Here is a 10,589-nt window from a genome sequence, read left to right as displayed (position 1 = left end):
TCCCTGGCTTCCGAAACCGATCATGGCGACGGTTTTGCTCTTGATGAGATTGAGGTCGCAGTCTTTGTCATAGTAAACGTTGAGTGCCATATGCTATCCTTGAATCGTGAATGTGGAGGGATTATAGCGAATTTTAGATTTTGAATTTTGGATCTTGGATGAAAAGCCCTTGAATCGATCGGTTGACAGGTGACAAAAGTTCCATTGTGTAAACGGGAAATATACTATAATGGGATAAAAAAATATTTGTTTTTTTCAAAAAGAAGGAGAATGTTTATGGAAAAATTCAAGACCTATTTTCTGATGGTGGGGCTGACCCTGCTTTTCATCTGGTTCGGCGGCCTCATCGGCGGGCAGACCGGTATGGTGATCGCCTTTCTGATCGCTGCCGGGATGAACTTTTACGCCTACTATTACAGTGACAAGCATGTGCTGGCCCACTATCATGCTCAACCGGTCGACGAGGTGAGCAATCCGAGGCTCTACCGGATCGTTCGGGACCTGACCCAAAAAGCGGGGCTTCCGATGCCCAAACTCTACATCGTCCCCGATCCGGTCCCCAATGCCTTCGCCACAGGACGCAACTACGAGCATGCCGCCGTGGCGGTCACCCAGGGACTGCTGGATCTGCTGGACGACGAGGAACTCGCCGGGGTCATCGCCCATGAGCTGAGCCACGTCAAACACTACGACATCCTCATCGGCACCGTCGCCGCCACCATCGCCGGGGCCATCAGTATGCTGGCCAACTTCGGACTCTTTTTCGGCGGAGATGACCGGGAGCGCAACCCCATCGTCACCCTCGCCCTGATGATCATCATGCCCCTGGCGGCCACCGTGATCCAGATGAGTATCAGCCGCAGCCGGGAGTTCGAGGCCGACAAAGGGGCCGCCCTGATCACCGGCCACCCCGAATGGCTCCAGCGGGCCCTGAGCAAACTAGACAACTATGCCCGCCGGGGCGCCGTGGTCCACGACGCCGACCCCTCCACGGCCCATATGTTCATCGTCAACCCCTTCAGCGGCCTCGGCGGCCAGGTCGCCAACCTCTTCCGCACCCACCCCACGACGGAGGAACGGATCGAACGGCTGGAAGAGATTAAATATCAGTTGAAGGGCGCTCGGTGAGCGCCGTCGCAAGTCGCAAGTCGCAAGTCACAAGAAGTGTTGCCTTTGGCAACGTCATTGGTCATCTTTTTCGTCGTTTGTCGTTTGTCGTTTGTCGTTTGAAATTCGTCGGCAGTCGGCAGTCGGCAGTCGGCAAAAGAGTCGCCAGTCGTCAGTCGCTAGTCGCTAGTAGTGTTGTCTCCGGCAACGTCATTGGTATATTGGTGTATGGGTATATCGCGGACAGGGCTAAAACCTTGTACGCGGGTCTGAAGTCCCGTCTCCAAAAATCCGCATTGCGCAGCAACGCCCCAACATCCAAAATCCATCATCAAAAATCCATCATCAAAAGCGTTGCACAGCAACGCAAACCGAAACTATTCATCATTCACCATTCACCATTCATCATTTCGCGGGATAGCAATCCCACGCTACAAAAACTTTCGTTTCCGGTTCCTCATTCCTCATTCCTCATTCCTCATTCGGATTTCCCAAAGGAAATCCGATGAGTCCCTTCGCTATCCAACTCACCCGGGGCTTCCTCCCCTCCGACCTGGAGCCGGAGGATTTTCCCAAATACGAAGCCCTCGAGCGTCTCGGTGCCTTGGAAGAGGATGAGCGGGGGCTGTTGCGGCTGCGCTCCCTCTATCGGGTGGGGCGGCTCTGGATCGCCGAGGGCGGCAAGGGATATGTGGAGGCCGAGAATCGGGAAGAGAAGGATCTGCTCATCGAACCCAAGGATCTGGACGATGCCAAAAACGGCGACGAAGTGGTGGTCAAGCGGATCATCGCCCGTCGGGGACGTGCCGCCGCCAAAGTGGTCCTGGTCACCCGGCCGGCGGCTCTGCACCTCATCGGCTATACCCACCGGGAGGAGAACGGAGAGTTCGCCGTGCTTCATATCAAGACCGCCCAACCCATCGAAGCCAAAATGCCCGGGATGGATCTCAAGGCCTTCAAACTCGGAACCGTCCTGCTGATCGATGCCATGAGTTCCAAGGTGATCGAAGTACTGGGACACCTGGGGGATCCGAAGGTGGACGAGCGGATCAGCCTGCTGCTCTACGAGCGCCGGGACGACAAGTTCCCCCCCGACTGTGTGGAGCAGGCCCTGGCCATCCCCGACAGTGTCCTTCCGGAAGAGATCGAAGGGCGGGCTGATCTGCGGCATCTGCCCTTCTGCACCATCGATCCGGTCACCGCCAAGGATTTCGACGACGCCGTCTATCTGGACCTGGAGCGTCATACCCTCTACGTCGCCATCGCCGATGTGAGTCACTACGTCCCCTACTTCAGCCCCATCGACAAGGAGGCGAAGCTGCGGGGTTTTACCACCTACCTGCCCCACAAGGCCTTTCCCATGCTCCCCAGGGAGCTGAGTGAGAACATCTGCTCCCTCAAACCCCACGTGGACCGCCTCGCCTTTGTCAGCAAGATCACCCTCGATCCCAAGACCCTCCAACCCGTCGATGAAGAGTTTTTCGAGGGCGTCATCCACTCCAAACGGCGCTGGAACTACGACGAGATCGATGCGATCCTGGAGGGGCGGCGCACCCATTTCAGCGAGACGGAGCAGAAGATCCTCGACTGGCTTATACCGCTCCAGAAGATCACCGTCCGACTGCGCAAACAGCGGCTCAAGAAGGGCTTCGATTTCCGCACCGACGAAGTGAAACTGGCTATCGACCCCGAACACGAACTCAAAGAGACCACCATCGAGACCGGCACCCCGGCCCACAGCCTCATCGAAGAGTGTATGCTCCTGGCCAACAAGGCCGCCGCCAAACGCTTCGAGGGGGACGGCGATGCCATCTTCCGGATCCACGAAGCGCCCGAAATGTCCAAAATCGAAGAGCTGTTGGAAGAGCTGGCCACCGTGGGAATCTTCGTCGAGCTTCCCGAGGAGGCGGAGGTCCCCGCCATTATCCGCGCTATCCAGAAAGAGGCAGCCGCCCAGGGGCTGGAGGCCGAGGTAGATGCCCTGATCATCCAGTCCCTGCGCCGGGCCGCCTACTCCCCGTTCAACGTGGGCCATTTCGGGCTGGGATTCAAGAAATACAGCCACTTCACCTCCCCCATCCGCCGCTATGCCGACCTGATCCTCCACCGCCTCATCAAAGCCGACCTCCAGTCCGACAGAGAGAAAAAGGAGTATCTCCTGCGCAATATCGAACCCCTCTGCGTCCGGGTCAGCGAGCTGGAGCGCAACGCCACCAGGGCGGAATGGGACTTCCGAGACCGGAAATTCGCCCGCTGGGCCGCCCGCCATCTGGGAGAAACCTTCCCGGCCGAAATCGTCGAGATCGACCTGGAAGACAGCAGCAAAGGGGCCAAAGCGATCCTGGAGTGCGAAATGCAGGGAATCGTCGTCAACCTGCGGGCCTACGACGCGCTTCTTTTCGACAGGATAGAGGTCAAGATCACCGAAGCCAATATCGCGCAGGCGGTTATCATGGCAGAGCAGACGGGGAAACTTTCGAGTGAGGAGTGAGGAATGAGGAATGAGGAACCGAAAAAATTGCACGGCACCTTCGGCGCAGTCGCAAGTCGCAAGTCGCAAGTCGCAAGAAAAGAGAGTCATTGGTCATTGGTGATTGGTGATTGGGAGGCAGGGCTTCAGCCCTGCATTGCGGGAATGAATTCCCGCCTCCATAAAAAAAGAGGCGTTGCAATGCAACGCACACCAAAATCTTCCATCTTCCATCTTCCATTCTCCATCCTCCATTCGAACTCCCAAGGAGTTCGCTGATGTACCAACGCGAATTCGACCAGCTTCTCCAAAAGGGACTACCCAAAGCGGTGCTGCTTTACGGGGATAATGCCTACCTCATCGAACAGACCCTCGAGCGGTATAAAAAAGAGCTCGATGCCACCGAATCGATGGTAAGCATGTATCATGACGAATATGACTTTGAACGGGCCCGCAACCATCTCTCCCAATCTTCCCTCTTCGGCGGCTACAACCTGCTGCTGATCCGCCGGGAGAAAAAGCTGCCCAAAAAAGAGCTCGATACCCTCATCGAACTCACCCGAAAAAATGACGAGAGCTATCTGCTTTTCGCTTTTGACGGCGAGGCGAAGGAGGCCAAAGCGATGCAGGGGAGCTTCTCGGAGAAAAAGGGGGGCGTCTGGGTCCGTTTCTTCGAGCCCAATCCCCGAGAGGGGGTGGAGATTCTACGGCGACGGGCGATGGAACTGGAGATGCAGATCGATGACTATGCCCTGAATCATCTGCTGAACCTTTTGGAGAACAACCTTGCCCTGGCGGCCAAAGAGCTGGAGAAGCTCTCCATCCTCCGGGAACCCGTCACCACCAAAACAATCGACCGTCTGGTCTACTCCAGTGCGCCTTTGGCAGTGGAGCGTCTTCTGATCGATCTGTTTAACAAAAAGCCGATCACCGAGACCATCAGCCGTCTGCTGGAGCTGGGAGCCAACGAATTCGAGATCCTGCGTGGCACCCAGTTTTTCGTCAATCAGATCTTTCTCTTTCACGCCTACATCCGCCTCCACGGCATCGCCGATTCCAAGGCAATCCTGGGCTACAAGCTCCCGAGGCAGGTCGAACAGCAAAAAGCCGCCCTCGCCGCCCGGATCAAACCGGCGGCCTGGATCAAGATCTACGACCACCTGTTGGAGTCGGAATTGCGACTGAAGACGACAAAATCGGAGTACAAAGAGACGGAACTTTACGGGATATTGATCAAGTTGCAGAGCTATCTCTGAGGGGATAAAGGATAGATTTTTGATCGCAGAGCGGGCGAACGCCTGCGGCAATCATCTAGCGTTTGAGTGAGGCGACGATATAGTGACTTCCCTCCGAAAGCGAATGGCTCAACTCCGAAACCTTCTGCGCATTTTTTGATGTATAGGGTTTCTGTGCTACCGTTTCAAGCTCCTTGAGACAGACGTTGAGATAGGTTAGCAAATTTCTAAGCTCGGGATTGTTGACACGTGTTCTCAGGATTTTCTGACCTGATTTGATCGATTTGATCATCGTATGGAGTGAACTGCCATCCTGCATCTTGTAGACCTTGCCGATATCCCGGGAGAGCTTCTCCTGTTTGGATGCCAATTGGACCAAATTCCCGCTTCCTCCAGCCATTGCTCCTGTTGTTGCCAAACCGATCAATACCATCGCGGACAATACTATTCTCTTCATTTTTCTATTCCTCCTAACAGAATATTTTAATATGAAATAATATCATAATGAACTTTATAGATTCTTAGAGTCAATGCGGGTGTCGAAGCGGTAGAGTAAGAAGTCCTCATTTGTTCCGGTATTATGAAGGGAGTTTTTTAGAAAGCCCTTTACGCCAAGAGAGACAGCGAGGCAATAGAAAGAGCAGGATACCGCACCGAACTTAATGGAAGCAGCGTACCTGCCGATACAAATTTTGGGTTAAAGGTATTGTTTCAGAACTTCCGGAATCTCGATACTACCGTCGGCCTGCTGATAGTTTTCCATAATTGCCACGAGGGTCCGCCCTACGGCCAGGGCCGAGCCGTTGAGGGTATGGACGAGGCGGTTTTTCTTCCCGTCTTTGAAGCGAATCTTGGCCCGGCGGGCCTGGAAATCCCGGGTATTGGAGACGGAGCTGATCTCCCGGTATTTCCCCTGCCCCGGCAGCCAGACTTCCAGATCTACGGTCCGGGCGGCGGAGAAACCGAGATCACCGGTGCAGAGCTCCACCAGACGGTGAGGAAGCCCCAGCTCCGTCAGCAGATCCGAAGCCTGCTGCACCATCATTTCGAAAACCTCATCACTCTTCTCGGGATGGGCGATGGCCACCATCTCCACCTTGGCGAACTGATGCTGACGGATCATCCCCCGGGTGTCCCGTCCGGCACTGCCCGCCTCTTTGCGGAAACAGGGGGAGTAGGCGGTCATCAGAACCGGCAGCTCCTCAGCCGGCAGGATCTCGTCGTGGTAGATATTGGTCAGGGGAACTTCCGCCGTAGGAATGAGCCAGAGATCCTCGTCACAGACTTTAAACAGATCCTCTTCGAACTTGGGCAGTTGCCCCGTCCCTTCCAGCATTTTTGAGTTGACCATGAAAGGGACGGCATACTCTTCGAAACCTTTCGCAATGTTGCGGTCGAGGAAATAGTTGATCAGAGCCGTCTGCAGACGTGCCCCCTGCCCTTTGAGAAGCGCAAAGCGGCTCTTGGCCAGTTTGACCCCCCGCTCGAAATCGATCCAGCCGTTGGCTTCCGCCAACTCCCAGTGCTCTTTGGGCTGGAAATCGAACGCTCTGGGCTCCAGCACCCGGCGGATCTCCACATTGTCCTCTTCGTCCAGACCTTCGGGGACATTCTCATCGGGGAAATTGGGAATCCCCATCGCCAGGGCGACCAGCGCCTCCTCGGCTTTGCGGGCCTCTTCCTGATAGTCGTTGACCTCGATCTTGAGACGGCCGACCTGCTCCTGCAGCTCTCCGATATCTTTCCCGTCACGCTTGTACTCTCCGAAGAGTCTGGAGAGGCGGTTCTGTTCGGCTCGGGCATTTTCATAACGCTGATTGGCGGCTTTGAGGGTTTCGAAGCGCTCCCGGAGTTCCTCTAGAGTCTTCTCCGCCACACCCTTTTTGCTGAGGCGGGCGGCGGCTTCGTCAAAATGGTTCTGCAGATATTTCAGATCGATCATCGTTCACGGCCTTGCTAAGCTGAGATATGGTCGGGATTATATCATTTTCCCAGTTCCAGGCTTCTGCGGTAACAGGCCTCCATCGCCTTGATAAAGCTGTCGCGCACCCCCCCTTCTTCCAGAGCGGCATAGCCGGCAGCCGTGGTCCCTCCCGGAGACATCACCTTGTCTTTGAGCAGGGCGGGATGCTCCTCCTCGAGCAGTGCCCCCATCCCGTCCATCAATGCCGCCACATATTCGTAGCTCACCCCCCGGGGAAGTCCCAGATTGACCGCTCCGTCGGCCAGGGCCTCGGCCACCAGTGCCATCCAGGCAGGCGCCGATCCGCCGATACCGGTGGCGATATCCAGCTCCTTTTCGCTGGAGAGCCAGATCGCCTTGCCGATAGTTGAAAGGATTTCCAGGGCTTCCGCTTTGAAGCTTTCGTCTCCCGTTACCGACGTGACCGATTTGCGTTTAAGGGCGGCGATATTGGGCATAGCCCGGATGTAGGCTTTGGCGGCGATATGCTCCCGCAGCTTTGCCAGCGGCGTGCCGGCGAGAATGGAGATGAGCGCCACCGCTTCCCCCTCCGTGTCTAGAGAGCTCAGAGACTGGGGCTTGATCGCCAACAGAACCACATAGCCGTCCAGAGAAGGTATATGATCGAGAAGGGTGATCTCCGGATAACGACCTGCCAGTTCCTCCCGACGTGAGCTTCGTGACTCCACAACCGTCACGTCGTAATCCGCAAGACCCTCCAGCATCGCACCCCCCATATTACCGGCACCGATCAACAGAATTTTCATCGACTTCTCCCTAGAGATATTTTAGAAGATTATAGCGTGAGATAAACAGAAGGAGGTTTAGAAGGTCTATCGGTATGCACAGTCGGAAATGACTGTCTCAGAGAGATGACCGGATCAATGATCCGATCAGTCTTATTTCAGAGGGCCTTTTTCCAGCGCCTCCAGGGCATACTTTCTTCCCAGTTCATAAGCCTTTTTGTTGGCTTCGTGGACCTTGGGAGGCACTTTGCTCAGCATGGTCTCGATCAGCAGATCATCATCCAGGGCCCGGGTGAAGGTATTGGCAGCCCCCAGCGCGACGACCGACTGGGTGATGACGTTGCCGACTTCTTCCTTGGCGATGGTGATGACGGGAATCTCGTAGATCCGCCATCGCTTTTTGTCCTCTTCACTGGGAGTGACCAGGTTGGGGTCGATGATGATATCTCCGCCGTCCTTGACCCCTTTCTTGAACTGATCGTAGCTGATCTGGGCGACAGAGAGCATCAGGTCCACTTCGCCGTCGTTGGCATAGGGGTAGAGTACCGGCTCGTCGGAGAGCTGGATATCAACGACGGTGGGACCGCCCCGGACCTGGGAGGTATAGGTCGCGGTCTTGACCCCGTAGCCGCCCTGCTTGATCTTCGCCGCGGCGAAGATCTCTCCGGCCAGGAGCACTCCCTGTCCGCCGACTCCGGTAAAACGCATAATGATTCGTGACATGGCTGCTCCTTACAGTTCGACTTTGGTGTTGTTCTGATAGGCCTCTTTGACCTTCTCGTACATGGCTGTATACTCCCGCGCCTCTTCGTCTTTCTTCAGGACACCTGTCGGGAAGAGGCCCTTACGCTCCTCTTCGTTCATAGCATCGTACTTTTTCTTGGAGACGGTAATCTGATCGATCCAGTCCAGGTTCTCCATGGCATTGCCCATTTTGTTTTTCCGTCCCAGGTTGATGTGACAGTTGGAGAAGACGTCGATGAAGGAGAACCCTTTGTGTTTGAAGGCTTCGACGAAGACCTTTTCCAGTTTTCTCGGTTCAGTCACCTTTTCCCGGGCGATGAAGGAGGCTCCTGCCCCCTCGGCCAGTTTGCAGGCATCGAAGGTCGGGTCGATATTACCCCGTTTCATGGTGACTGTCCACATCCCCTGAGGCGTGGTGGGAGAGGTCTGGGAGTTGGTCAGACCGTAGATGAAGTTGTTGATCAGGATCAGATTGATGTCGATGTTCCGGCGGCAGCCGTGGATCGTGTGGTTACCCCCGATGGCCAGTCCGTCACCGTCTCCGGCGATACAGAAGACATGCTTGTCGGGGTTGGCCATTTTGATTCCGGTGGCGTAGGCCACGGTCCGGCCGTGGGTGGTGTGGACGGTGTTGCAGTCGATATAGGAGCTGAAGCGTCCGGAACAGCCGATTCCGGAGACGACACACATATCGTCTTTTTTGATCCCCAGTTTGTCGATCGCCCGGATAAAGGCTTTGAGGATCACCCCGTCACCGCATCCCCAGCACCAGAGTGTGGGCATCTTGTCCGTTCGCAGATATTCGTCGTAGTTAAATGCCATGTTGCCTCCTTAGAGCAGTTCTTCTTTGATTTTCGCGATCATGTCCGCCGGGGAAATGGGGCGTCCATTGGCTTTGAAGTGGGTGACAAACTCGTCACGGTGCATCCCGGTCGCGCGCTCGAAGGCTTCCACATACTGTCCCATATTGAGCTCCGCCATGTAAACCTTGTTGCCGAAACGCTCCTGAAGCTCTTTCATCTTGGCGTCGGGAGAGGGAAAGAGCGTAATGGGACGGAACATCCCGATCTTGACCCCCTCTTCACGGAGACGGTTGACCGCTTCGCGAGCCGCCAGAGAGGTGGAGCCGTAGGCAACCACCAGATATTCGGCATCATCAAGGAGATACTCTTCATAGCTCTCGATCTCATCGACATGAGCATCGACCTTGTTGAAGAGCCGCTTGATCAGCCGGTCACAGACCTCGGCATCCTCGGTGGGGAATCCGGTGGGTCCGTGATGGAGCCCGGTATAGTGGTAGCGGTAGCCTTTGAACATCGGATTGAGGATCGCCGGCTCATCATCGGGTACATCATAGGGGCGATAGTCTGCCGGATCCCCGACGAATTGGCGGCGGAGTTTGATGCCCTCTTCGACTTCCTGAAGAGAAGGGAGCTCCGCTTTGGCGTGCATATGGCCCAGCGTTTCATCCAGCAGGACAAAGACCGGTTGCATGAAACGGTCGGCCAGATTGAAGGCACGAACCGTTTCGGTATAGCACTCAGCCAAAGTACCGGGGCAAGTAACGATGGTCTTCACATCACCGTGAGTCGGGTTTTTCGCCTGGAGAACGTCCCCCTGCTGAACCCGGGTGGGCAGACCGGTCGAAGGACCGCCTCGCATGACGTTGACAATGACCAGAGGGACTTCGGCGATCTGGGCCAGACCGATGTTTTCGGCTTTGAGGCTGATCCCGGGGCCGGACGTAGCGGTCATAGCACGCACACCGCTCATGGAAGCACCGATTGCCGAACAGATCCCGGCAATCTCGTCCTCCATCTGCATACAGGCTCCACCTACCTTGGGAAGCAGGTCGGAGATCGTGTGCATAATCTCACTGGAGGGGGTAATGGGATATCCCCCGAAAAATTTGCATCCGGCATCGACGGCAGCCCGTGCTGCCAGATCGTTCCCGCTTGAAATCACTTCTCGTTTACTCATCGATTCTCCTTTTTAGGCACCCAGCACCATATAGTTGTTTTCGGCGATCTTCTTCGCGCGCTCTTTGGCCTGATCGGTCAGTTTGGCGAATTTGTACTCTTTTTTGTCCGCGACATAGATGGCGAAGTCGGGACAGCTCAGCTCGCACTCATTGCAGCCGATGCAGGATTCGGGCGCTATGATGGTAATCATCGCTCCCAGAACCGAGTGCGGATCGGGACGCATAGCCAGGACACCGGCCGGACAGACCGAGACACAGATATCGCAGGCTTTGCAGTTGTTCTCATTGGTCCAGACCGGGGTGTTTTCAGGTGCTTTCATCAAAGACATTGTCTTCCCCTTTT

12 protein-coding genes are annotated in these 10,589 nt (G+C 55.7%); 4 read left to right on the top strand and 8 right to left on the bottom strand.

Annotated elements, in window-relative coordinates:
* A partial coding sequence (locus F8I07_RS05370) for a hypothetical protein (RefSeq protein ID WP_292656717.1) occupies window positions 1–90 on the bottom strand: 90 nt, incomplete at its 3' end.
* Window positions 91–276: 186 nt separating this feature from the next.
* Here F8I07_RS05370 and htpX point away from each other — a divergent pair.
* The 4 genes from htpX (at window position 277) to holA (ending at window position 4,833) form a co-directional block, all read left to right on the top strand.
* Window positions 277–1,128 carry a zinc metalloprotease HtpX gene (gene htpX, locus F8I07_RS05365; protein WP_292656714.1) on the top strand — a complete coding sequence of 284 codons (852 nt, stop codon included), beginning with the start codon at window positions 277–279 and terminating at the stop codon, window positions 1,126–1,128.
* On the top strand, window positions 1,125–1,616 hold the full coding sequence (locus tag F8I07_RS05360) for a hypothetical protein (protein WP_292656712.1): 492 nt from the start codon (window positions 1,125–1,127) through the stop codon (window positions 1,614–1,616). The genes htpX and F8I07_RS05360 overlap by 4 nt, the downstream gene beginning before the upstream one ends.
* Window positions 1,613–3,598: a ribonuclease R family protein gene (locus F8I07_RS05355; RefSeq protein ID WP_292656711.1), complete on the top strand. Its 1,986-nt coding sequence runs from the start codon at window positions 1,613–1,615 to the stop codon at window positions 3,596–3,598. Before F8I07_RS05360 ends, F8I07_RS05355 begins: the two co-directional genes overlap by 4 nt.
* 257 nt (window positions 3,599–3,855) lie before the next feature.
* Window positions 3,856–4,833, top strand: a complete 978-nt coding sequence (gene holA / locus F8I07_RS05350; protein WP_292656708.1) for a DNA polymerase III subunit delta — start codon at window positions 3,856–3,858, stop codon at window positions 4,831–4,833.
* Between the two features lie 55 nt (window positions 4,834–4,888).
* Here the strand turns inward: holA and F8I07_RS05345 are convergent, their stop codons facing one another.
* From F8I07_RS05345 to F8I07_RS05315, 7 genes are all read right to left on the bottom strand, one after another.
* Window positions 4,889–5,191: a hypothetical protein gene (locus F8I07_RS05345; protein WP_292656706.1), complete on the bottom strand. Its 303-nt coding sequence runs from the start codon at window positions 5,189–5,191 to the stop codon at window positions 4,889–4,891.
* Between the two features lie 318 nt (window positions 5,192–5,509).
* A complete protein-coding gene (gene serS, locus F8I07_RS05340; protein WP_292656704.1) occupies window positions 5,510–6,754 on the bottom strand; it encodes a serine--tRNA ligase in 1,245 nt (414 codons plus the stop codon).
* A gap of 41 nt (window positions 6,755–6,795) precedes the next feature.
* A complete protein-coding gene (gene proC, locus F8I07_RS05335; protein ID WP_292656701.1) occupies window positions 6,796–7,542 on the bottom strand; it encodes a pyrroline-5-carboxylate reductase in 747 nt (248 codons plus the stop codon).
* A 132-nt stretch (window positions 7,543–7,674) separates the two neighbouring features.
* A complete protein-coding gene (locus F8I07_RS05330; RefSeq protein WP_292656699.1) occupies window positions 7,675–8,244 on the bottom strand; it encodes a 2-oxoacid:acceptor oxidoreductase family protein in 570 nt (189 codons plus the stop codon).
* A 9-nt stretch (window positions 8,245–8,253) separates the two neighbouring features.
* The gene (locus F8I07_RS05325) at window positions 8,254–9,087 is read right to left on the bottom strand and encodes a 2-oxoglutarate ferredoxin oxidoreductase subunit beta (protein WP_292656696.1); all 834 of its coding nucleotides are present in this window, start codon (window positions 9,085–9,087) and stop codon (window positions 8,254–8,256) included.
* 9 nt (window positions 9,088–9,096) lie between these two features.
* A complete protein-coding gene (locus F8I07_RS05320) occupies window positions 9,097–10,245 on the bottom strand; it encodes a 2-oxoglutarate synthase subunit alpha (RefSeq protein WP_292656692.1) in 1,149 nt (382 codons plus the stop codon).
* Window positions 10,246–10,257: 12 nt separating this feature from the next.
* Window positions 10,258–10,575: a 4Fe-4S dicluster domain-containing protein gene (locus F8I07_RS05315; protein WP_292656716.1), complete on the bottom strand. Its 318-nt coding sequence runs from the start codon at window positions 10,573–10,575 to the stop codon at window positions 10,258–10,260.
* Window positions 10,576–10,589 lie beyond the last annotated feature (14 nt).

The sequence above is a fragment of the Nitratifractor sp. genome (assembly GCF_015487065.1).
Taxonomy (GTDB): Bacteria; Campylobacterota; Campylobacteria; order Campylobacterales; family Sulfurovaceae; genus Nitratifractor.
This window is presented reverse-complemented; position numbering and strand designations above follow the sequence as displayed.